The organism is Mesorhizobium japonicum MAFF 303099 (genome assembly GCF_000009625.1).
GTDB classification, from domain to species: Bacteria; Pseudomonadota; Alphaproteobacteria; order Rhizobiales; family Rhizobiaceae; genus Mesorhizobium; species Mesorhizobium japonicum.
This window is the reverse complement of the sequence record NC_002678.2, coordinates 1,679,337-1,700,079: the sequence shown is the minus strand read 5'-3', so window position 1 is coordinate 1,700,079 and position 20,743 is coordinate 1,679,337. Positions and strand designations below refer to the sequence as shown.

At 64.3% G+C, this 20,743-nt stretch carries 22 protein-coding genes and 1 pseudogene; 17 read left to right on the top strand and 6 right to left on the bottom strand.

The window, feature by feature from the left end; translation table 11 throughout:
* The first annotated feature begins 61 nt into the window (after positions 1 to 61).
* The 13 genes and pseudogenes from ligD to MAFF_RS09265 all read left to right on the top strand — a co-directional run bounded on the left by ligD (position 62) and on the right by MAFF_RS09265 (position 13,010).
* Positions 62 to 2,563 carry a DNA ligase D gene (gene ligD / locus MAFF_RS09320; protein WP_010910649.1) on the top strand — a complete coding sequence of 834 codons (2,502 nt, stop codon included), beginning with the start codon at positions 62 to 64 and terminating at the stop codon, positions 2,561 to 2,563.
* 114 nt (positions 2,564 to 2,677) lie between these two features.
* On the top strand, positions 2,678 to 2,965 hold the full coding sequence (locus tag MAFF_RS09315; RefSeq protein WP_010910648.1) for a GIY-YIG nuclease family protein: 288 nt from the start codon (positions 2,678 to 2,680) through the stop codon (positions 2,963 to 2,965).
* A 403-nt stretch (positions 2,966 to 3,368) separates the two neighbouring features.
* Positions 3,369 to 4,277 carry a Ku protein gene (locus tag MAFF_RS09310; protein ID WP_010910647.1) on the top strand — a complete coding sequence of 303 codons (909 nt, stop codon included), beginning with the start codon at positions 3,369 to 3,371 and terminating at the stop codon, positions 4,275 to 4,277.
* Positions 4,274 to 5,398 (top strand): tetratricopeptide repeat protein, encoded by a 1,125-nt coding sequence (locus MAFF_RS09305; protein WP_010910646.1) that lies wholly within the window; start codon positions 4,274 to 4,276, stop codon positions 5,396 to 5,398. Before MAFF_RS09310 ends, MAFF_RS09305 begins: the two co-directional genes overlap by 4 nt.
* Positions 5,399 to 5,627: 229 nt before the next feature.
* Positions 5,628 to 6,272, top strand: coding sequence for an alpha/beta hydrolase family protein (locus MAFF_RS09300; protein ID WP_010910645.1), 645 nt, complete (start codon positions 5,628 to 5,630; stop codon positions 6,270 to 6,272).
* Between the two features lie 7 nt (positions 6,273 to 6,279).
* On the top strand, positions 6,280 to 7,050 hold the full coding sequence (locus MAFF_RS09295) for an exodeoxyribonuclease III (RefSeq protein ID WP_010910644.1): 771 nt from the start codon (positions 6,280 to 6,282) through the stop codon (positions 7,048 to 7,050).
* A 196-nt stretch (positions 7,051 to 7,246) separates the two neighbouring features.
* Positions 7,247 to 8,833, top strand: a complete 1,587-nt coding sequence (locus MAFF_RS39050) for a WD40 repeat domain-containing protein (RefSeq protein ID WP_044548168.1) — start codon at positions 7,247 to 7,249, stop codon at positions 8,831 to 8,833.
* A gap of 108 nt (positions 8,834 to 8,941) precedes the next feature.
* Complete coding sequence (locus tag MAFF_RS09285; RefSeq protein WP_010910642.1) at positions 8,942 to 9,400, top strand: mobile mystery protein A; 459 nt, start codon at positions 8,942 to 8,944, stop codon at positions 9,398 to 9,400.
* The gene (locus MAFF_RS09280; RefSeq protein ID WP_010910641.1) at positions 9,397 to 9,999 is read left to right on the top strand and encodes a mobile mystery protein B; all 603 of its coding nucleotides are present in this window, start codon (positions 9,397 to 9,399) and stop codon (positions 9,997 to 9,999) included. The genes MAFF_RS09285 and MAFF_RS09280 overlap by 4 nt, the downstream gene beginning before the upstream one ends.
* Before the next feature lie 59 nt (positions 10,000 to 10,058).
* A pseudogene (locus MAFF_RS40600) lies at positions 10,059 to 10,328 on the top strand (isochorismatase family protein); the annotation flags it as partial.
* Between the two features lie 34 nt (positions 10,329 to 10,362).
* Positions 10,363 to 10,611, top strand: a complete 249-nt coding sequence (locus tag MAFF_RS40595; protein WP_244420752.1) for an isochorismatase family protein — start codon at positions 10,363 to 10,365, stop codon at positions 10,609 to 10,611.
* 328 nt (positions 10,612 to 10,939) lie between these two features.
* Entirely contained in the window at positions 10,940 to 12,187 is a 1,248-nt protein-coding gene (locus MAFF_RS09270; RefSeq protein ID WP_010910639.1) for an amidohydrolase family protein, read from the top strand.
* Between the two features lie 160 nt (positions 12,188 to 12,347).
* Positions 12,348 to 13,010: an outer membrane protein gene (locus MAFF_RS09265; protein WP_010910638.1), complete on the top strand. Its 663-nt coding sequence runs from the start codon at positions 12,348 to 12,350 to the stop codon at positions 13,008 to 13,010.
* Between the two features lie 70 nt (positions 13,011 to 13,080).
* Here the strand turns inward: MAFF_RS09265 and MAFF_RS09260 are convergent, their stop codons facing one another.
* The 3 genes from MAFF_RS09260 to MAFF_RS09250 form a co-directional block, all read right to left on the bottom strand.
* Positions 13,081 to 13,287 carry a hypothetical protein gene (locus MAFF_RS09260; protein WP_010910637.1) on the bottom strand — a complete coding sequence of 69 codons (207 nt, stop codon included), beginning with the start codon at positions 13,285 to 13,287 and terminating at the stop codon, positions 13,081 to 13,083.
* A 518-nt stretch (positions 13,288 to 13,805) separates the two neighbouring features.
* Positions 13,806 to 14,084 carry a hypothetical protein gene (locus MAFF_RS09255; RefSeq protein ID WP_010910636.1) on the bottom strand — a complete coding sequence of 93 codons (279 nt, stop codon included), beginning with the start codon at positions 14,082 to 14,084 and terminating at the stop codon, positions 13,806 to 13,808.
* A gap of 112 nt (positions 14,085 to 14,196) precedes the next feature.
* Positions 14,197 to 14,937: a sulfotransferase family protein gene (locus tag MAFF_RS09250; RefSeq protein WP_010910635.1), complete on the bottom strand. Its 741-nt coding sequence runs from the start codon at positions 14,935 to 14,937 to the stop codon at positions 14,197 to 14,199.
* Positions 14,938 to 15,182: 245 nt separating this feature from the next.
* Here MAFF_RS09250 and MAFF_RS09245 point away from each other — a divergent pair, with 245 nt between their 5' ends.
* Together MAFF_RS09245 and MAFF_RS09240 are read left to right on the top strand one after the other, a co-directional pair.
* Positions 15,183 to 15,401 carry an exopolysaccharide production repressor protein gene (locus MAFF_RS09245; protein ID WP_341872718.1) on the top strand — a complete coding sequence of 73 codons (219 nt, stop codon included), beginning with the start codon at positions 15,183 to 15,185 and terminating at the stop codon, positions 15,399 to 15,401.
* Positions 15,402 to 16,042: 641 nt separating this feature from the next.
* Positions 16,043 to 16,342, top strand: coding sequence for a DUF1236 domain-containing protein (locus MAFF_RS09240; RefSeq protein ID WP_010910633.1), 300 nt, complete (start codon positions 16,043 to 16,045; stop codon positions 16,340 to 16,342).
* 75 nt (positions 16,343 to 16,417) lie between these two features.
* On the opposite strand, the gene yghU is transcribed toward MAFF_RS09240, so the two are convergent.
* Positions 16,418 to 17,284, bottom strand: a complete 867-nt coding sequence (gene yghU, locus MAFF_RS09235; RefSeq protein WP_044550693.1) for a glutathione-dependent disulfide-bond oxidoreductase — start codon at positions 17,282 to 17,284, stop codon at positions 16,418 to 16,420.
* Between the two features lie 228 nt (positions 17,285 to 17,512).
* Here yghU and MAFF_RS09230 point away from each other — a divergent pair, with 228 nt between their 5' ends.
* Together MAFF_RS09230 and MAFF_RS09225 are read left to right on the top strand one after the other, a co-directional pair.
* Positions 17,513 to 18,418, top strand: a complete 906-nt coding sequence (locus MAFF_RS09230) for a S1C family serine protease (RefSeq protein WP_010910631.1) — start codon at positions 17,513 to 17,515, stop codon at positions 18,416 to 18,418.
* 19 nt (positions 18,419 to 18,437) lie between these two features.
* A complete protein-coding gene (locus tag MAFF_RS09225; RefSeq protein WP_010910630.1) occupies positions 18,438 to 19,427 on the top strand; it encodes a LysR family transcriptional regulator in 990 nt (329 codons plus the stop codon).
* Here MAFF_RS09225 and MAFF_RS09220 read toward each other — a convergent pair.
* Both MAFF_RS09220 and MAFF_RS09215 read right to left on the bottom strand, forming a co-directional pair.
* A complete protein-coding gene (locus tag MAFF_RS09220) occupies positions 19,424 to 20,152 on the bottom strand; it encodes an SDR family oxidoreductase (protein ID WP_010910629.1) in 729 nt (242 codons plus the stop codon). The genes MAFF_RS09225 and MAFF_RS09220 overlap by 4 nt on opposite strands.
* A gap of 127 nt (positions 20,153 to 20,279) precedes the next feature.
* Positions 20,280 to 20,735, bottom strand: coding sequence for a MarR family winged helix-turn-helix transcriptional regulator (locus MAFF_RS09215; protein WP_010910628.1), 456 nt, complete (start codon positions 20,733 to 20,735; stop codon positions 20,280 to 20,282).
* Positions 20,736 to 20,743: the final 8 nt, after the last annotated feature.

Here is a 20,743-nt window from a genome sequence, read left to right as displayed (position 1 = left end):
TGCCATCCGTTCCGGAACGCGGCGGTTGCTCCTGCTTGCCAAGCGCTTCGGGCGCTGACCCATGCCTGCTCCCGCCAAACTCAAGACCTATCGCGCCAAGCGCGAATTCTCCAAAACGCCGGAACCGGCCGGCGGGCTGATCAGCGGCGACGGCAACCGCTTTGTCGTCCACAAGCACCACGCGACGGCGGACCACTACGATCTGCGCCTGCAGGTCGGCGACGTGTTGAAGAGCTGGGCAGTGCCGCGCGGGCCCTCGCTCAATCCAGCCGACAAGAGGCTGGCGGTCGAGACCGAGGACCATCCGCTCGAATATATCGATTTCGAGGGCGTCATTCCCGAGGGTGAATATGGCGGCGGGCCGATGATCGTCTGGGACACCGGCACCTGGGCGCCGATGGACGATGTCGAGAAGAGCCTGCGCACCGGCGCTTTCAAGTTTCGCCTCGCCGGAGAAAAGCTCAATGGCGGCTGGATGCTGACCCGCCTGAAGCCCAAGCCTGGCGAGGACGAGAACAAGAAGAACTGGCTGCTGTTCAAGGAGCGCGACCTCGCCGCCGACACGGCGCTGGACATCCTCGAAGCGCGGCCGGAAAGCGTGAAGTCCGGATTGCTTATCGAGGAACTGGCGGCCGCCGCGAAACCGGCGGCCAGGTCCGCGCCAAAGCCGGGTTCCCTAAAGCCCGGCGAACTGCCGGGCGCGGTGAAGGCGCCGGCGCTCAGCCGCATCGAGCCGCAGCTGGCAACGCAGGCGCTGAGGCCGCCGGGCGGCGAAGGCCCCGCCGAGAACACCAACGAACTCTGGCTGCACGAGATCAAATTCGATGGCTACCGCACCATGGCGCATCTGTCCGACGGGCAGGTGCGGCTGATCACCCGCGGCGGCATCGACTGGACGAAGCGCTATGGCGACCTGCCGCATGCCTTCGCCAAACTGCCCTGCCGCGAGGCGATCATCGACGGCGAGATCGTCGTGCTCGACGCCAAGGGCATCAGCCGCTTCGCGCTGCTGCAGGATGCGCTGGCCGAGGGCGCCGGCAGCAAGCTGCATTTCTATGCCTTCGACCTCCTGCATCTCGACGGCTGGGATTTGCTGAAGGCACCGCTGATCCGGCGCAAGGCGCTGTTGGCCGAGCTGCTTGGCGGGCTCGGGGCGAATTCCGCCATCCAGTTCTCCGACCATGTCGAGGGCTCAGGGCAGGGGCTGTACGACCAGGCGACGGAGCTCGGGCTCGAAGGCGTCATCTCCAAGCGCGCCAGCGCGATCTACCAGAGCGGCCGCACCAAGAGCTGGACCAAGTGCAAGGCGCTGCAGAAGGACGATTTCGTCATCGCGGGTTACACGATTTCGGACGCGGCGGAAGGGCTGGCGGCACTCGGCATGGCCGAGTGGGAGGAAGGCGAGCTGCACTATCGCGGCAAGGTCGGCACCGGCTTCGATGCCGCGACGGCAGCCGACCTGCTCGCCCGGCTGGAGCCGCTGACATCGGGCGCCACGGCGCCGGAAGGCGTGCCGCGCGAGATCATGCGCGAGATGCACTGGGTCAAGCCGCTGTTTTCGGCGCGCATCCATTACGCCAACCGCACGGCGGACAATGCGTTGCGCCATGGCGTGTTTCGCGGTCTCAGGGATGTCGGCCTGTCGACGCCGGTCTCGGCCAAGCGCAAGCGGCTGATCTCGGAGGCGGATCTCGCCACCATCTGGGTGACCAATCCGGAGCGGCGGCTGTTCGGCAAGACGGGTCCGACCAAACTCGACATCGCCGTCTATTACGCGCTGGTCGGCGACTTCATGCTGCCGCACATCCTTGGCCGCCCGGTGTCGCTGGTGCGCTGCCCGACCGGCCTGCCGAAAGATTGCTTCTTCCAGCGCCACGCCTTCACCGGCATGCCGCCTTCGGTGGTAACGTTCCAGGCGACCAATTCCGAGGGCGAGACCAAATCCTATCTCTCGGTCGAGGGCGCAAAAGGCTATCTGGCTCTGGCGCAGTTCGGCGTCGTCGAGTTCCACACCTGGGGCACGCACCGCACCAGCCTCGACAAGCCCGATCAGATCGTCTTCGACCTCGATCCGGGCGCGGGGATTTCCTGGCGCGAAGTGGTGGAAGCCGCCGTCCACATCAAGGGCGAGCTCGAGGGGCTGGGGCTGGTGCCGTTCGCCAAGACGTCAGGAGGCAGCGGCATCCACATCACCGTGCCGGTGACGTCAAAGCAGAACTGGAAGAAGCTGCACCAGGCGACCAGCGCCATCTCCACGCATCTGGCGGCGACCGCGCCCGACACATTCACCACCACCATGGGCAAGGAAAACCGCAAGAAGCGTATCTTCATCGACTATCACCGCAACGCCCGCGGCCACACCTCCGCGGCGCCCTATTCGCTGCGCGCCCGCACCAATTTGCCGGCTTCGACCCCGGTGAGCTGGAGCGATCTGGAGGCGATCGATGCGCCGCAGGACCTGAACTATTCGTCGCTGCCGGGGCTGCTGGAGACGTCGGGTGATCCCTGGGCAGATATCGAGGACTTTGCCCGGGATTTGCCTACCTATCTTTCGTCATCCTAGGCGAAGCAAGGAGCGAAGCGACGCGTAGACCCTAGGATCCATGCCGTGACGTTGGCCTTAGAATGCAGCGGGTTCAGAATGGTCGCCAACTGTAGCGCCGGCTAAAGTCGTCGCATGACCGGCTACGTCTACATGACCGCGAGTCAGAAACGCGGCACGATCTACATCGGGGTGACCAACGACCTTGGCCGCCGTATGCCCGAGCACAAGTCAGGCGAAGGCTCGCGCTTCACCAGCCAATACGGTGTGCAACGACTGGTCTGGTATGAGGAATACTTCGACATCACCGACGCCATCCAGCGCGAGAAATCGTTGAAGCGCCGGCTGCGCCAATGGAAGATCGACCTGATCGAAAAGGCGAATCCAGACTGGTTCGAACTGTTTCGCGGAACTGGATGGTGAGGCCACCTCGCGCTTCGTCATCCTCGGGCCTGACCCGAGGATCCATGCCGTGACGACGGTCGTGGAATACGGCGGATCAGAATTCTGGACCGTAGCGACGCTTAAAGGTCACGGCATGGATCCTAGGGTCTGCGCCGCGTCGCTTCGCTCCTTGCTCCGCCCTAGGATGACGAAGAAGAGGGATGCCGGGTCATCTTCCTCGGCTTGATCCGAAGGGCTGGGTGCCATCGACGCTTCATACAATTTGAATTATTCTGCGCCCGTGACCCTCCGGCAGCCTAAAACATTTCGTCAGGGATTTGCCGCTATTGTGCGGGGTCGGTGTAGGATTTCCACGGCGTCAATCGTCCTTCGGACGAAAAGCGCTGAGCAGTATCAGTGCATGGCCGCGTAGGAGTGTATCATGGCGCCCAGGGCAAGTTGGAAGGGTTATCTCAAGCTCAGCCTCGTCAGCTGTCCGGTCCGGCTCTATCCGGCGACGACGACCAGCGAGCGCATCTCGTTCAATCAGCTGCACAAGAAGACCCATAACCGCATCAACATGAAGCCGGTCGATCCCGAACTCGGGCTCGTCGAGCGCTCGGACCTGGTCAAGGGCTACGAGTATGAGGACAAGCAGTACATCATCATCGATGATGCCGACCTCGACACGGTGCGTATCGAATCCAACCATACGATGAACATCGAGGCCTTCGTCGACGAGGGCGAGGTCGATGTCATCTACCAGGACGCGCCCTATTACCTGGCGCCGGATGGCGCGATGGCCGAGGAAACCTTCGCCGTGCTGCGCGAAGCCATGCGCAAATCCGGCAAGCTGGCGATCGCCCGGCTGGTCCTGTCCAGCCGCGAGCGGGTGGTGACGATCGGCGCGCGCGAAAACGGCATGTTCGTGTGTACGTTGAGGAATCCGAACGAAGTGCGTGGCACAGCTGAATATTTCGGCAATATCCCGGCCGGCAAACCCGACCCGGAAATGCTCGAACTCGCCGAAGCGCTGATCAAGCAGAAGGAAACCACCTTCGATCCGAAGGATTATGAGGACCGCTACGAGATCGCGCTGATGGCGATGATCCGCGAGAAGCTGAAGGGCCACAAGCCGATCATCGCGGCCGCGCCCGAGCGTGGCAATGTCATCAATCTGATGGACGCGCTGAAGGCCAGCCTGTCGCAGTCGAAGCCGCCGGCCAAGTCGAAGAGCAAGGCCGACGAAGTGGCGGCCAAACCCGCCGCCAAGAAGGCGGCAGCGGGTGGCGCGCCTGAGAATCCGTTGAAGGCCAGTCTGCTCAAGGCGGTCGGCAAGAGCAAGAAATGACGGCACCGGCCGTTTCGGTTCCGGGGGCCGTTTTCGGTACCATCGGTGCGCTGGCGGCGTTTCCCTTGCGGCTCGCCGCGCGGGAGGTCGAGCGCCAGCACGGCCAGCTGAGGCGCGGCATCACCAGGCGCACGACGCATGTCGTGTTCGGCCGGGCGTTGTTGGCCAAGGCCGGATTAACGAAAAACGGCGATGCCGGGATCGAGCGCCGCGTCGCCGCCGAGCGCGCGGCCGGGCGCATACTGATCAGCGAGAACGGTTTTCTGCGCCTGCTCGGCCTGATGAAGGCGCCGGAGGCGTCGTCACTGTCGCGGCAATCGCTGATCGACCAATCCAGGCTGTCGGGCACCGACCTCGACCTGCTCAGCCTGTTCGATGCCTTCGAGCATGATTGCGAACCCTACTCCTTCCGCGACCTGATCCTGGCGCGCAAATATGCCGGGCTGGTGGCCGGCGGGGCGACCTGGGGCGCGATCGCGCGCTCCGTGCACCGCTCAGGCCCGGTGGCCTCGCTCACCGCCAAATCGCTCAATGTCGGCTCGCAGCACGGCCGCCCCGACGCGATCTATCTCGAAGGCGGCCAGAGCGAGCTCGACGGGCAATTGCTGTTCGATCTGGGCGCCGCCGCCAGTGGTGACGACACGTTGGAAGAGCTTTTTGCCGAGGCCGAAGCGGTGGAGGAGGGGGGCGACCATGATGGTGCCGCCGCGCTCTACCAGCGCTGCCTCGCCATCGACCCGAGCGACGCCATCGCCGCCTTCAACCGCGCCAACTGCCTGCGCGCCGGCGGCCACGCGGCGGAAGCGGCACATGACTATGCGCGTGCGATAAAGCTCGATCCGGCCTTCGTCGAAGCCTGGTTCAATCTCGCCGGGCTGATGAACGAGCAGGGCCGCGACGCCTCCGCGCGGCGGCATTTGCAGAAGGCGATCGCGCTCGACAAGAGCTATGCCGATCCGGTGTTCAACCTGGCCAGGCTGGAATTCGACGCCGGCAATCTGCCCGAGGCGCGGCGGCTCTGGGTGCGGTATCTGGAACTCGATGCGGATAGCGAATGGGCCGGGGTGGCGGCCAAAGGCGTGCAGTTCGTGGATATGCAGCTGGCTCGGACGGCGGGGTGAGGATGATTGGCGAAGGTCGCGATGACAGCCGATCTCCCCCCTTGTGGGGGAGATGTCCGGCAGGACAGAGGGGGGCGCTGTCCCGCCAACGGATCGGCTCATTTCAGGCCGTCTCGCCCTGGAGAGATTTGACTGAAGGCCGGCATTCCTTGGCGCCCCCCTCTGCCCTGCCGGGCATCTCCCCCACGAGGGGGGAGATTGGCAGCGTCACTGCCGCGCGAGACGTCCCATGACCAGCTTCCTCTTCGACGGCTTCGACACCGCTCCCGTCACCATCCTGCTCGCCCACGGCGCCGGCGCATCGATGGATTCTCCCTCGATGACCGCAACCGCCAAGGCTTTGGCCACGGCCGGTGTCCAGGTCGCGCGCTTCGAATTCCACTATATGGCGGCGCGCCGTTACGGCCACCGCAAGCCGCCGCCGCGCGCCGAGACGGTCAATCCGGAATATATCAAGGCGATCGCTGACCTCAGGGCCAGGGGCGTGACCGGGAAGCTGATCATCGGCGGCAAGTCGATGGGTGGGCGTGTCGCTTCCATGGTTGCGGACGAGATGTTCGCCAAGGGGGAGATTTCAGGGCTGGTCTGTCTCGGCTATCCCTTCCATCCGCCTGGAAAGCCCGACCAGCTGCGCACCAAACATTTGACCGGGCTGAAGACGCCGACGCTGATCTTTCAAGGCACGCGAGACGAGTTCGGCACGCGCGACGAAGTGGCGGGGTATGGGCTGTCGGACCAGATCGAGGTGATCTGGCTGGAGGATGGCGACCACGATCTCAAGCCGCGCAAGGGCATTTCGGGATTCTCCACCGCCGATCATCTGAAGACGCTGGCGGAGACGGTGAAGGCTTGGGCAGGCCGGATCGCCTCCTGATCCAACCATGAAACTCGCCACCTTCAACATCAACAACATCAACAGCCGGCTGGAAAACCTGCTGGCCTGGCTGGCGGCGGCAAAGCCCGATGTCGTCTGCCTGCAGGAACTCAAGGCGCGCGACATGCAGTTTCCGCGCACCGCGCTTGCCGATGCCGGCTATGGCGCGGTGTGGAAGGGCGAGCCGACATGGAACGGCGTCGCCATCCTGGCGCGCGGCGCGGAGCCGGTGCTGACCCGCGATGCCTTGCCCGGCGACGATGCCGACCGGCAAAGCCGCTATATCGAGGCGGCGGTCGACGGCATCGTCATCGCTTGCCTCTATGCGCCGAACGGCAATCCGCAGCCGGGGCCGAAATTCCAGTACAAGCTTGCCTGGCACGCGCGGCTGGAGGCGCATGCGGCGCAGCTTCTCGACACCGGCCTGCCGGTCGTGCTGGCCGGCGACTACAACATCGTGCCCGAGCCGCGCGACATCTATGCCACGCGCTCCTATGACGACAACGCGCTGGTGCAGCCGGAAAGCCGCGCCGCCTTCGCCGCCCTCATCGAGCAGGGCTGGGTCGACGCGCTGCGAAAAATCTATCCGAAAGAGACGCTCTACACCTTCTGGGACTATCGGCGGAACCGCTGGCCGCGCGATGCGGGCCTCAGGCTCGACCACATCTTGCTGTCGAAGACGCTCGCCCGCCGGCTGAAAGGGGCGGGTATCGACCGCGACGTGCGCGGTGAGGACGGCGCCAGCGACCACGCGCCTGTCTGGGTGGAGCTGAAGTAGGTCGCGCCCAACGAAGCAAGGAATGTCCAGCCATTTCCGTGCGTTCGCGCCCACGCGGCATTCGCACCGGCGGCCACTCGACTCCGCCGCGGCCTTGCGTAAGATTGGCTGCGGCGAGGGAATTCGATGCGACCACAACCTGCCGATATCGACGCCGATGCCGTCACCGGCGGGGTTACCGCATGAGCCCCGCACCATGACCAGGCTCGCCGACAGATTGCTTGCGGTGCTGTTGATGGCGCTGGCCGCGGCTTGCCTCGTCCATCTCTATCTCTTGCCGGGCGGCAAGGATTTCGGCCTGACGGCCATGCGTGAGCCCTGGGCAACGCAGCTGGTGGCCTTCTCGCTGCTGGCGTTCGCCTGCCTCGCCGGCGCGGTGCTGTTCTGGGCCGGGCTGTTGCCGGGGCGGCCTGCGCATCTGACCGGAGCGCCGCTGTTCGGCCGCGCGGCCGAAGTGCAGGAGACCGGCAGGCCCGGTCTGCGCAAGATCTTCCTCGCCTTGCCGTTGATCGTGCTGGCGGCGCTGGCCGTCGACCGGTTCGGCCCGTGGGGCGGCGGCGAGGTGACCGCCCGGCCGAATGAACCGAAGATGGCCGAGCCCAAGCCCAGTGAACCCAAGCCCGACGAACCCAAACTTACCGAACCCAAACCTGCCGAGCCGAAGGGCCAGGATGTCGCCAGCGCGCCACCGGCCCCTGTGCCAGCTCCAGCCCCGCAACCCGCCCCGCCACCGATAGCCGCCAACCCGCCGCCGGTGGCTGTGCCGGCGGCGCCACCCGTGGCCATGCCGCCGGCGCCCGTCGCGCCGCCGGAGGTCGCGGTCATTCCGCCGCCCACCGTGGCGCCGTTGCCGCCACCGCCGCCGGCGGCGCCGACGCAGCCCGACGGCCATCGCGACGCGGTCGTCTGGCTTGCGGTGGCGCCGGACGGCCGATCGATCATGAGCGCCAGCACCGATCGTGTGATCAAGCTGTGGGACATTGGCGGCAAGCAGCTGATCCGAAATCTCGGTGTCCACAAGGACATGGCGCGCACGGCGCTCTACATGCCCGACGGCGTCAGCGCGCTGACGGGTGGCGACGATGGCGAGATCGTGCTGCGCAAACTCGCCGATGGCGCTGTGCTGCATGTCTTCCAGGCTGGCCAGAATGGCGGCGTCAACAAGCTCGCGATCAGCCCGGACGGCAAGCGCGCCGTCAGCGGGCATGACACCGGCAACGTCATCGTCTGGGACCTCGTCAACAATTCCGTTCTGCATGTGCTGACCGGGCACGACTGGTCGATCAGCGCGGTCGCCGTTTCGCCCGACGGCAAGCAGGCGCTCAGCGGCAGCATCGACGGCACGCTGAAACTCTGGGACATCGAAAGCGGCAAGCAATTGCGCAGCTGGCACGGCCACGAGCAAGGCACCTATGGCGCCGTGTTCACCGCCGACGCGCATCGTCTGATCACCGGCAGCGGCGACCTGACGATCAAGGTCTGGGATCTCGACAGCGGCCGCGAGGTGAAGCGCTTCGAGGGCCATGAAGGCACGGTCTATGCGCTGGCGCTGTCGGCCGACGGCAAGCGCCTGCTGTCAGGTTCGCTCGACGGCACGGCGCGGCTGTGGGACATGGAAACCGGCAACCAGATCGCCCTATTCGACAGCCAGACCGGCCCGATCTACGCAGTGGCCTTCGCCCCCGACGGCACGGTGCTGACCGGCGGCTACGACCGAACCATCAGGGATTGGCCCGCGGCTGGAGGGGATGGGGTGGTGCTGTTTGCAGGGGCACCGGGGTGAACATGCTGGAGAGCTTTGAAAATGTCAATATATAAGTTGACTTTTCAGAAAAATTTGTATACATAAATATTTACAGTATGCAGCCGTTTGTCAATATATGAGTTTACAATGAGCTTAAAACAGGCTGTTCGCCAACAATACCAGGCAGTGGTGGATCTCGCCCAAGCCGGGAATATCCAGATACCTGTTGAAGGTTGGATAAGAACTGTGCGGAAGGCGCTCGGCATGTCGGGCGCGCAGCTTGCAGGGCGCATGGGCGTAACCCGCGCCCGCATTGCCCAGGTGGAGCAGGCCGAACTCGAAGGTGGCGTCACCCTGAAGTCGATGCAGGCCACGGCCGAGGCGATGGGGTGCCGGTTCGTCTATGCGTTCGTTCCGCCCGAGACGATCGAGGCCATCATCGTTGCCCAGGCACGCAAAAAGGCGAAGGCGATTGTCGCCACCGCCGGCAAGCACATGGCCCTCGAAGACCAGGCAGTGGGGGGCAACCGGACGGAACGGGAAGTGAGCCGCCTGACAAGCGAGTTGCTGTATGAGATGCCGTCCGATTTCTGGCAGGACAAATGATTGCGCCCGACTATCCCGTGGGCGCGACGCCGCTTGATCCCAACGAGCTCGCCGGATTGAAGCACAGGCACATCACCACGCAGGCCGAACTCGATGAGCTGGAGCAAGCCAACATCACCTCCGGCCTGCTTTGGCTTTCCCGGACAAGAAGGAAGGACATTCTCAGCGACGGCTTTGCCATAGAGCTTCACCGGCAGCTGTTTGGCCAGGTCTGGAACTGGGCAGGAGCCTTCAGGACTACCGGCAAGAACATCGGCGTCGATCCCGCGCAAATCGGGTCGCAATTGCGGGTGGTTCTTGATGACGCGCGATACTGGGCGGATAAGGGCACCTATATGCCCAGAGAGGCTGCGGTGCGTTTGCACCACCGGATCGTGTTCGTCCATCCGTTCGCGAACGGCAATGGGCGCCATGCCCGCATCCTTGCCGATGCCGTGTTAGAGAAAATATACAAGGTCGACCCGATAGACTGGACCGCCGGCTCCGATCTGCAGAAAATGAACGAAAGGCGGGCGGGTTATATCGCGGCGCTCAAAGCCGCCGACCGCCACGATATCACCCCGCTGCTGGCTTTTGTCGGATTGGCAAGGCTGCCCTAGTTGTGGGCGGCCGTCGGCATAATCCTTGAGCCTTGATTCCTGCATGCTATGTAAAAACCATGTCAGTCCCCAGCCTCACTGCGAACGCGCCCCTCATCGTCATCGACCTCCAGACCGGTATGTTCGACGGCCTGCACGAGCCGCCGATCCACGACGCGCCCGCCATTGCGGAGCGTGCCCGGGCGGTGATCGACTGGGCAAGGCGCGGTGGACGCAAGGTCGCTTTCGTCAGGCATGATGGACCTGAGGGCGATCCGCTGGCGCCGGGTGAGGCAGGTTGGCCGGTATGGTCCGCCCTTGGCCAGGCTGAGGACGAGCCGACTTTCGCCAAATCCGTGCGCGACGCCTTCAGCAATCCCGCCTTTGGCGACTGGGTGGTCGGGCAAGGGGGCCGGTGGGGTTGTGATCCTCGGCGCGCAGAGCGATTTTTGCGTCGCGGCAACCGTCAAGGGCGCGATCGCCAGGGGGCTCGGCGTCACCGTGGTTTCCGATGCCCACAGCACGCTGGACAGTGCCGCCGAGAGCGCCGAGCAGATCATCGCCCGACATAATCGCGAATTCGCCGAGGCCGGCGTCAATCTGGTGACGACAAAGGCGCTGGTTGGCGGCTGAAGCGGCAACGGGGTCGCAGTAGGCCGGACCTACCGGATCGGGTCACAACACCGGCTCCTGCCATGGTCGACGCGGGCGGGGGGCGCATTGTTGGGATGGCTGGGCGCCCGCGTCAACCAGGGCGGCTCGTACCGCCGCGATAACACAATGGCACATTGCGGGGCCGCCGAAACTTCCGTGAAAGCGGAATAGGCAAGAGCCGCGGTGCGGATTCGCGCCCCGCCTCGCCGGAACCAGGGGCAATGCGCGAAACAGTTTTTCGTCGCTGCCGCATTGACCCGCAGCGGGCGGGCGGCGAGGACTGGCGCTTTCGGCAGGGATGGCGCCCATGAGCGAGCAAGCGATTTTGAGCGAGCAGACGATTTTCCGCAATGCGAAACTGGCCGATGGGTCGCTGGCGGATCTCTTCGTCACCGGCGGCCGCTTCCGCGCCATCGCGCCGGCCGGCAAGGCGCCGCCGGCCGATTTCGCCGCCATCGACCCCGCTGACATCGATCTCAGCGGCCAGCTTGTCGTGCCGGCCTTCGTCGAGGGGCACATCCATCTCGACACCTCGTTTTATGGCGATGCCTGGCGCCCGCACATTCCCTGCACCAACGGCTTCGACGTGCGCGAGCGTGTCGCCTTCCAGGCGCGAAACCTTGCCGCCGCCGCGCCGATGGCGGAGCGCGCGAAGAACCAGCTCGAGCTCTGCGTCGGCAATGGCAGCCTGGCCATGCGCAGCCATGTCATGGTCGACGCCTCGGTCGGACTCCGCCATGTCGAAACCATCCTGGCCGTCCGCGAAAAATACCGCGACCTCATCGACATCCAGCTCGTCGCCTTCCCGCAAAGCGGCATCCTGTCCTCGCCGGGCACGGCGGAACTGCTGGACGAGGCGCTGAAGCTCGGCTGCGATCTCATCGGCGGGCTCGACCCCGCCAGCTTCGACCGTGACGTGAACGGCCATCTCGATGTGGTCTTCGCCCTGGCGCAGAAGCATGGCGCCGGCGTCGACATCCACCTGCATGATGGCGGCGCGCTCGGCCTGTTCCAGGTCGAGGAGATCGCCGCGCGGACAAAGGCGCTCGGCATGGCGGGCCATGTCGCCGTCAGCCACGCCTATGGTCTTGGCGACATCCCGGCCGACGCCCTGGCGAAGGCCGGCGCGATGCTGGCGGCGGCTGGCGTGGCGATCATGACCAACGCGCCCGGCAACCATGCCTTCCCGCCGGTGGCGGCCCTGCGGCAGGCCGGCGTCACCGTGTTCAGCGGTTCCGACAACATCCGCGATTCCTGGTGGCCCTATGGCGATGGCGACATGCTGAACCGGGCCAATATGATCGGCTACCGCTCCGGCTTCTACGAGGACCGCGAGCTCGAGGCGGCCTTCGATGTGGTGACCCATGCCGGCGCCAGGGCGCTGGGGCTGGCGGACTATGGCATTGCCGTCGGCGCCAGCGCCGACTTCGTCGCCATGCCGGCGCAGCACGTGCCCGAAGCGGTGGTGGCCGTGCCGAAGGACCGCACGGTCTATCGGCGGGGCAAAGCGGTGGCGAGGGTTGGCAAGATGCTGGGCGTCAGCACCTCTTATTAGGCTTTCCTGCCAAGCTGCGGCCTATTTGTTGCTGCCGTGCAACGGGACGCACTTAAAAACACGCTCGCCTGAAACTTTCCGTTCTTTCAGTTACAGCCGGCGATCGGTCTTGTGGTATCGATGTGACGCGGGGGGAAGGGCGACTGATGCGGAGATATCGATGAAGCTCGCACTGCTGTGTTCCGTTGCATTTCTTGCAGCCGCGTCTCCGGTTCTGGCGGCGGATATCGTCGAACCTGTCGCCGCCATGCCTTTTTCCTGGACCGGGTTTTATGGCGGTGTCCAGGCGGGCGGTGGCTGGAACGACAGTCGCTGGTCGGGCGCCACGTTCGACAGTTTCAACACAAACGGGTCTGGCGGCATTTTCGGCGGCCAGATCGGCTACAACTACCAGATCAACCAATTCGTCATCGGCATTGAGGGCGACCTTGCGGGCTCGACCGTGAAGGGCGACGGTCAATGCTCTACTGCCCTGGGCACAACTTGCGAGACCAAGCAGGATTATCTGGGCTCGGTGCGTGGCCGCCTGGGATATGCGATCGACCGGATCCTGATTTATGGCGATGCCGGTGTCGCCTTCACCAAGTATAAAATCGCTGAGGTCGACGGTTTTCACCAGTCATTTGGCGGGGGATCCCGGGTCGGCTGGACGGCAGGCCTGGGCGCCGAATATGCATTGACCGACCATTGGACCGCCGGCGTCGAATGGAATTATTATGATTTTGGCACGAAAAGCGGCGAAAGCGACACAATTCCGGGCTTCTTCGTCGACAATCGCAACACGGAAAATGTCGTGGTCGGCAAGATCAACTACAAATTCTGAGGCGACAGGCCGGTTCTCGGCGGCGGCCGCCGCAATCTTTGATGATGCATGACGGCCGCGCAGGGCCTTATCAATCGACCGCCCTGTGATCGGCCGCCTGGGCCGACCGGGCTGGCACGGAAGACAGCGCGCGTTGATCAGGCGGCTGCTCGCCGAAATAGAGCAAGCCGCCCAGGACGAGGAACACAATCCCCACCACCGCCAGCCCGACTATCAACACGGCGACCGCCGTACCCGGGCCGTGGCCTGTTCTGGTGATGATGGACCGATGGCGCATCGCTCATCCTCCGAAATCCAGTCCGGTCCGGAGACCTTGCCGCAAACGACGGCGGACGCAGGATGTTCCCGAGGGAGAGCCTCATCGGCCTTTTGCGTTTCCTTTTGGGACCAAGGTCTTAGGTGGCTGAAGCAAAGGTCCGATGGGTCATGTTCGGTTCCGGCAATGTCCATTGGATGTTCCGCTATTTTAGCCAATTGAGATATAGTTCCTGTACCCTGTCGAGGGGCAAAAGCGGGCGGCGGAAAGGGCGGAATATCGGTCTCCTGCCGTCCGACGATGGTGTGCTACCTTCCACCACACAAGGCCTTTGCGCAGGCAGGTCAAATTGAACTTCGTTTAGTCTGAGCGGCGAGGCAAACAGGCTCTTGCCGATGTTCAGGAATTCGAACTTGCAGACCTCGCGCCGGCTGAGCGGCGCTGCCATGTCGCGGTTGCGCACGGGCATGGACGGATTACGCGGGCATTGCGGGGAGGGAGCGCTTGCAGCTCTGAAAAGGGCTGGGAATTTCCAGCCCTCATGTCTCGTCGAACCGACCTTCGCGCGTCGGGTGCCGCTTGATTGCCGCTTCTTCTTCGTCGTTCGGCAAGGCGTCATCGCTGTCCTGGAGGGCGTTGTCGTCGTCCTCCTCCGTCAGGTCACCGTCCTTTTCGACGCCGTAGCGCATGTCGCCGTTTTCCGACACGGAGCCGGGCAGGATCTGGCCGCGCTTGATCGCGTTCTGCTGCTCGATCGTCGGCCCCTCGACGTCAGGGCTGTCGTCATCGCCGGTGCGTGGTTTGCTGCGCGGTGCCATGCTGGCCTCCAATCCTTGAAAGACTGAAAGCGAAACTCGGGGTGCGATGGTTAGTTCCCGGTCCTCGCAGCTAGGGATTCGGACGCCTTCGGACTTGAGCGTGCGGGTGTGACTAGCCTAGCCACCACCACAGCGCTGCGACCACCGCCACTATGGCAGCGATTGCCAGCCCCAGCATGATATACGACCCCTTGATGATGTCGCGGATGATCTTCTTGATCGTCTCGCGGTCGTTGAGGTTGGGGAAGGGTTCGTTGGGCAGCGCCACACCGAGGAAATCGCAGAGCGGCGCCCAGCCTTCGGTCACCTTGTAGACCAGCAGCTTGTGCGGCGGCACCGCGGCCTTCACCTGCTCGACATAGGTGTTGTAGCGCGCCACCGCCTTGGCGCGGTCGTTCATCACGCCGTCCAGCGTGCGGCCCCATATCAGCTTGCGCGACATGTCGCCGAATTTCCAACCGAAGGGCGTCAGCCATTCCAGGATCTTGAATTGCCAGACATTCTCGGTGAAGTAGATCGTGTCGATCGTGCTTTCGTACCACGCCTCGGCGCCGCGCGGATGCAGGGTCAAGAGCACCTTGGCGTCGGGGTAGGCGGCCAGCAATTCCTTCCACACGCAGCAGCCGGGATTGTCGACGGTCGCCGTATAGTTGGCGAAGACGCGGTTCCAGTCATGCTGGCTGCCGGGCGGGCTGTTGGCGACCTTGCGCCAGAAATCGAGATGGCCCTTGTTGGCCTTGTTCATAATCACTTCCTGCATGTGATAGCAGGGCAGGCCGAGCCTGTTCAGCGCGGCAAAAGTCGACCACGTGCCGGTGCGGCCGAAACCGGCTCCGATCAGTTTGAGCGTCATTTCCCCATCCCCCCGGACTTGTTTTCTGCATTACCTCAGTCCGTGAGCATCAAATTGCTCCTGACCGGGTCAGCGCGCAACAAATTTCGAGGGTGGTTACGGGTCGGACGATCACATAGTTGCGCAGTTGCTAAAATAATGAAACGTTGTGTGCGGGCATTGGGACTCCAAGCGGGAGAGTCGTTCGAAACGGGCAGTTTCGGCGGCTTTGGGTATCGATGTATCTTGGGCAGTTTCTCGTAGGAATGTCAGCCACGACCATCATCGTCGCGGTCTGGACTTATATGGCCACCGGTTCTTTCTGGAAGGCGCTGGGCTGGACGATAGCGGTGCTGGTTGTCCTCCAGGTCGGTTACTTCGCGCTCGTCATCCGGCTGATCTACAGTCGCGCGCGCAAAGCCGCAGATCAGGGTGAGGCCAACGCTGTTCGGCCGCTGCATCGCGACGGTGGGCACCGGGGATAGATCGGCAGTGAGACGACTCGCTGCCAGCCCATCCATTCGCGCGTGCGCCAGGCAAGGCCGGCAAAGGGCGCCGTCAGCGCGATAACGACCAGCATGAAGGGATGCTTGGTCACGGGGGGAGCCATGGCGTGAGCATTCTTGCTGGAGATTTCGTCCGGGCGGACAACGTCATGACCGTCACATGGTTGCCGCTGAATGGGTCACGTTATCGGCGCTGGAACCGGATGCCGGCGCCGGCGTTTTCCCAATGTGACCGGTGAGGCTGCCACCTCCGCCGGCACCGTTTGAGGCTCGCCCTGCTCCCGGCCGGGCGGGCCTTTTTGATGCCTTCCACGACGGCATCTGGGAACGACACGGTGCGCTCTACGTTAGCTGTCTCTAAGGCATTCGGCGGATCGCGGCCCCTTCGGAAGAAAGCACCTGATATGCGCCTTCCGAGGAAAGTGTATAATATTCTGATATTCGTAATGATCTCCGGATTTCTCAAGCAGAATTTCGGAACGTCGCTCCATTCCGAGAAAAATTGAAATCATCATATCGTGAAAGCCGTACATCTATTCCACAAATTGGAGTGGAACCTTGCGGTGACGTCAGAGTTTTCCTCAAGGGCGGAACCCAGATAGCTACCAAGGAGGTTTGTTATGAAACATTATCTTTCGAGTGCGGCAGCCGCGATCATCCTGATGGGCGGCATCGGTACGGCTCTGGCGGACACCATCGTCGTCCAGCCGGAGCAGGAGACGGTGGTTCGCGAATACGTCAAGAAACAGCCGCTGGCGTCGGTCAATCTGCTGGGCCTCGAGCTCAAGCTCGGCTCGCCGGTGCCCGACAAGGTCGAACTGCGCGAAGTGCCTAACGTCAAGTATCGCGTCGCCGTGATCAACGACCAGACTGTCCTGGTCGACCCGGAGACCCGTCAGATCGTCGAAGTGCTGCACTAACTGGTTCAACATCTGGCATTTGAAAAACCCGCTACCAATCTGGTGGCGGGTTTTTCTTGTCAGCCTTGCCGCCGCCTATTCGGCGGCGAGCTTGTCCTGCGTATTCGTGTCGAAATCGCTGGCGTCGTGGCGCTCATGCAACTGCATGGCCGGCTCGCCGAAGGCGCGGTTGACCATGCGGCCGCGCTTGACCGCCGGGCGGGCGTCGATCGCCTTCGCCCAGCGCTGGACGTGCTTGTATTCCTGCACGGACAGGAACTCGCCGGAATCATTGTACATGCGCCCGAGCGCCAGCCCGCCATACCAGGGCCACACCGCCATGTCGGCGATCGTGTAGTCCTTGCCGCCGAGATATTCAGTTTCGGCCAGCCGGCGGTCGAGCACATCGAGCTGCCGCTTGGTTTCCATGGCGAAGCGGTCGATGGCATATTCGAATTTCTGCGGCGCGTAGGCATAGAAATGGCCGAAGCCGCCGCCCAGATACGGCGCCGAACCCATCTGCCAGAACAGCCAGGACAGGACTTCCGCGCGCGCCGGCTGCTCGGTGGGCAGGAATTCGCCGAACTTTTCGGCGAGATAGACCAGGATCGAGCCGGATTCGAAGATGCGCACCGGGGTGGCGCCGCTGCGGTCCATCAGGGCCGGGATCTTGGAGTTGGGATTGACCTCGACGAAGCCGCTGCCGAACTGGTCGCCTTCGTTGATCCGGATGAGCCAGGCGTCGTATTCGGCGCCCTTGTGGCCCAGCGCCAGAAGTTCCTCCAGCATCACCGTGACTTTGACGCCGTTCGGCGTTGCCAGCGAATAAAGCTGCAAGGGGTGCTTGCCGATGGGCAATTCCTTGTCATGCGTCGGCCCGGCGATCGGACGGTTGATGCTGGCAAAGGTGCCGCCATTTGCCTTGTTCCAGGTCCATACTTTCGGCGGGGTGTAGTCTGTCATGTCGGGCCTCATGGGGAAGGGAAGGACGGGATTGAGCGGACACATCTATAGCTAGGGCTGCGGAGGTGGAAGTTCAACTTGCATTGAACTATTGTTTTATGCGGGTGCTGCGCTTGTCCTTCTCCCACAGGGGGAGAAGGAAGAACTAGCGATGCGCACCTTGCACCATCCCCTCCGAGGCATACCTATAGAAGAAGCCGCCAAGCATTTGCATCGCAGGACAAAATCATGGCCATCAATCCCAATCCGCGCTCCGTCGTTGCCGTGCGCGCGACCGTTCCCGAGGATGCCTTCACGGCCGGCGCGCTGGGTACGCTCAGGGAGGGCAGCGGCGTCGTCATTCGCAATGACGGGCTGGTGCTGACCATCGGCTATCTCATCACCGAGGCCGAGGAGGTCTGGCTGACCGCGTATGACGGCCGCGTCATCCCGGCGCACGCGCTGGCCTATGACCAGGAATCCGGTTTCGGCCTGGTCCAGGCGCTGGCGCCGACCGGCCTGCCGGCCGTGGCGCTTGGCGATGCCGGCAAGGCCAGGATCGGCGACGCGGTGGTGCTTGCCGACGGCATCGGCCGGGCGGTCGAAGCCAAGATCGTCACCAAGCAGGAATTCGCCGGCTATTGGGAGTATCTGCTCGACGAGGCGATCTTCATCGCGCCGGCGCATCCGTCCTGGGGCGGTGCGCCGCTGTTCGGTGCCGATGGCGCGCTGCTCGGCATCGGTTCGCTGCGCCTGCAGATGAGCCGCGCCGGCGAGGTCGCCGATATCAACATGGTGGTGCCGATCGACCTGTTGCCGCCGATCCTCGACGATCTCTTGACGCGCGGCCAGGTGGCCAAGCCGCCGCGTCCGTGGCTCGGCGCCCTGTCGGCCGAAAGCGACGGCAAGGTGGTGGTGATGAGCGTGACCGAGGGCGGCCCGGCGGCAAAAGCCGGCCTGCGCCAGGGCGACGTCATCTCCGAGGTCCGCGACGGCGCGGTCGACGGTCTCGCCGATTTCTATCGCAAGCTGTGGGACAGCGGCTCGGCCGGCGCCGAGATCCCGATGCGCGTGGTGCGCGACGGCCGCGAGACCTGGCTGCGCGTCAAATCCGCCGATCGCGGCAGTTTTCTGAAGAAGCCGCAGCTGCAATAGGCCTGGTGTCGGCCGCGCGATGCATCCAAGACTGCTCAAGACCTTTCTCGCGGTGGCGCGCAGCCGCAATATCACGCGTGCCGCCGAGGCGGTGCATCTCGCGCAATCGAGTGTCAGCGACCAGATCCAGACCCTCGAGGCCGAACTGGGCGCTGCCCTGTTCACGCGCTCGAAGTCCGGTCTTGAACTGACGCCGGCAGGACTGGCGCTGATGCCGATCGCAGAAGAGCTGCTGCGGCTCGACGGCGAGGCGCGCGCGGCGGTGCTGGCGGCTGCCGGACGCACCAGCGGGGCGCTGACCATCGGCGCGCTGGAGACGATCGCCGCGGCCCGGCTGGCGCCCTGGCTGCCGGGGTTCCAGGCCGGACATCCAGACATCACCGTGCGGATGAAGGTGGCCGACAGCGGCACGCTGCGGCGCCTGCTGGAGGACGGCGACATCGACGTCGCTTTCTGCTTCGAGCGTCGGGACGGTGCGCGGGGCGCGGCCGACGGACGCCTGGCCAGGCGCACGATAGGGGCCGAACCGCTGGTGCTGGTCGCTGCTCCCGGGCAAGCCCTCGCGCCGGGTGGCCTGGCAGACCTTGCCGCGCTGCGCTTCGTGGCGACGGAGCCCGGATGCATCTACCGGCACATGCTCGACACTGCTTTTGCCGAGGCGGATATGGCTCCGCCCAAACCCGCGGCCGAAGTCGGCAGCATCGGCGCCATTGCCCGGCTGGTGGCGACGGGTGCCGGGCTCGGCCTCATTCCCCGTCTCGCCGTCAGCGGTGCGCTGGCGCGCGGCGAGCTCGTGGAATTGCCGTGGCCCGGTCGAATGCGGCCGGCACCGCTGACGATGGTCTGGCGACGCCGGCGCATCCAGCCGCCGGCGCTCAGGCAATTGCTTGCCGCCGCGCGCGACACGCTGGCGCCGGAACGGCTCGAGACGGGCTCAGAAGTTGAATCGGCTGACAGCTCCAAGGCATTGTTTCCAAACAACTCCCTGGCGAAGACTGTCGCCAGCTAAACCAGCCGGTGCCCGCCTTCGACATGCAGCGTCGTGCCGGTCGTAAATCCGTTGCCGATGAGGAAGAAAATAGCGTCGGCGATGTCTTCGGGCTGGCCGACCCTGCCGACCGGCAGCCGCTCGGCCATCGCTGCAAGCATTTCGGCCTTGCGGTCGCCGGCGACCTGCGCCCAGATCTCGGTGTCGACCCAGCCGGGCGAAACGGCGTTGACGCGGAGCGGCGCGAGTTCGACGGCCAGCGCCCGCACCAGCCCTTCGAGCGCGGCATTGACGGCGGCGACGACCGAGCCGCGCGCGGCCGGCCGGTAAGCGGCGATGCCGGAGATCAAGGTCATCGAGCCGCTCGCGGCAAGCCGTGGCGCGCCGTGCTTGGCAAGCAGTAGCGGGCCAAAGAGCTTGCTGTTGACCATGCGCTGCGCCGCCTTCAGGTCAAGCTCCGGCAGCAGCCTGTAGGCGCCTTCTATGTCGGCCGCCGTGCTGACGATGTGGTCGAGGCCACCGACCTCGGCGAACAGCGCCGCAACCTGGTCTTCCCTGGCGATGTCGACGACGGCTACCTCCAGGCCGGCGGGATTGCCAAGTGTCTCGCGCGCCTGTCGCAACCTGTCGTCGCTACGTCCTGCGATGATGACCGTGGCACCAGCCTCGACGCAACGCCTGGCCAGCGCCAGGCCCATGCCGGAGCCGCCGCCGACGATCAGGATCTTCTGGTTCGAAAGGTTCATGTCGCTCTGCCTTTGCTTTGATGGGACAAGGGCAGGGGATTGGCAGGCCGGTGTGCCGACGGAAAACGGAAAAAACCGATAGCGCCATCGGAAATGCCGATGATGCCTCACATGAACGCGGCTGCGGTCAGCGCACCAGTGGGCTGTCCCAGACGGTGAACAGCAGCGCTTTGAGCTGGTCGAAGCGCTCCGGTCCGAGCTCGGTGCGCCACTCCTCCTCGATGTCGCGCAATATGTCGACCATCTTCCAGAAGGCGGCGTGGCCGCGTTCGGTGGCGTGAACCACGCGCGCGCTGCCTTCGCCGTCGGAGCGGACGATATAGCCGTAGCCTTCGAGGCTGCTGAGCAGCTGGTTGATCGCCTGTTTGCTCATGCCGGCACGTTCGGCGATGGTGCCGGGGCGCGTGCCGTCCGGGCCGGGAAACTGCAGCACGGCCATGTGCGGCAGGCGCAATTCGTCGAAACCGGCGGCGTTGAGCTCCTTGATCAACCGGCGCTGGATGGCCTGCGCCGGCACGCGCAGCAGGGCGCCGATCAAAAGGTCGGTGGTCTTGGTCTGCAGGACTTCGGCTGAGGTGGCCATTGACGATC

Coding starts and splice junctions, on each gene's coding strand:
- MAFF_RS09230 (WP_010910631.1), top strand. CDS start 17,513: ATGGCCATCAATCCCAATCCGCGCTCCGTCGTTGCCGTGCGCGCGACC.
- MAFF_RS09245 (WP_341872718.1), top strand. CDS start 15,183: ATGTCAGCCACGACCATCATCGTCGCGGTCTGGACTTATATGGCCACC.
- yghU (WP_044550693.1), bottom strand. CDS start 17,284: ATGACAGACTACACCCCGCCGAAAGTATGGACCTGGAACAAGGCAAAT.
- MAFF_RS09280 (WP_010910641.1), top strand. CDS start 9,397: ATGATTGCGCCCGACTATCCCGTGGGCGCGACGCCGCTTGATCCCAAC.
- ligD (WP_010910649.1), top strand. CDS start 62: ATGCCTGCTCCCGCCAAACTCAAGACCTATCGCGCCAAGCGCGAATTC.
- MAFF_RS09250 (WP_010910635.1), bottom strand. CDS start 14,937: ATGACGCTCAAACTGATCGGAGCCGGTTTCGGCCGCACCGGCACGTGG.
- MAFF_RS09255 (WP_010910636.1), bottom strand. CDS start 14,084: ATGGCACCGCGCAGCAAACCACGCACCGGCGATGACGACAGCCCTGAC.
- MAFF_RS09300 (WP_010910645.1), top strand. CDS start 5,628: ATGACCAGCTTCCTCTTCGACGGCTTCGACACCGCTCCCGTCACCATC.
- MAFF_RS09215 (WP_010910628.1), bottom strand. CDS start 20,735: ATGGCCACCTCAGCCGAAGTCCTGCAGACCAAGACCACCGACCTTTTG.
- MAFF_RS09260 (WP_010910637.1), bottom strand. CDS start 13,287: ATGCGCCATCGGTCCATCATCACCAGAACAGGCCACGGCCCGGGTACG.
- MAFF_RS09240 (WP_010910633.1), top strand. CDS start 16,043: ATGAAACATTATCTTTCGAGTGCGGCAGCCGCGATCATCCTGATGGGC.
- MAFF_RS09285 (WP_010910642.1), top strand. CDS start 8,942: ATGAGCTTAAAACAGGCTGTTCGCCAACAATACCAGGCAGTGGTGGAT.
- MAFF_RS09305 (WP_010910646.1), top strand. CDS start 4,274: ATGACGGCACCGGCCGTTTCGGTTCCGGGGGCCGTTTTCGGTACCATC.
- MAFF_RS09295 (WP_010910644.1), top strand. CDS start 6,280: ATGAAACTCGCCACCTTCAACATCAACAACATCAACAGCCGGCTGGAA.
- MAFF_RS09220 (WP_010910629.1), bottom strand. CDS start 20,152: ATGAACCTTTCGAACCAGAAGATCCTGATCGTCGGCGGCGGCTCCGGC.
- MAFF_RS39050 (WP_044548168.1), top strand. CDS start 7,247: ATGACCAGGCTCGCCGACAGATTGCTTGCGGTGCTGTTGATGGCGCTG.
- MAFF_RS09265 (WP_010910638.1), top strand. CDS start 12,348: ATGAAGCTCGCACTGCTGTGTTCCGTTGCATTTCTTGCAGCCGCGTCT.
- MAFF_RS09315 (WP_010910648.1), top strand. CDS start 2,678: ATGACCGGCTACGTCTACATGACCGCGAGTCAGAAACGCGGCACGATC.
- MAFF_RS09270 (WP_010910639.1), top strand. CDS start 10,940: ATGAGCGAGCAAGCGATTTTGAGCGAGCAGACGATTTTCCGCAATGCG.
- MAFF_RS09225 (WP_010910630.1), top strand. CDS start 18,438: ATGCATCCAAGACTGCTCAAGACCTTTCTCGCGGTGGCGCGCAGCCGC.
- MAFF_RS09310 (WP_010910647.1), top strand. CDS start 3,369: ATGGCGCCCAGGGCAAGTTGGAAGGGTTATCTCAAGCTCAGCCTCGTC.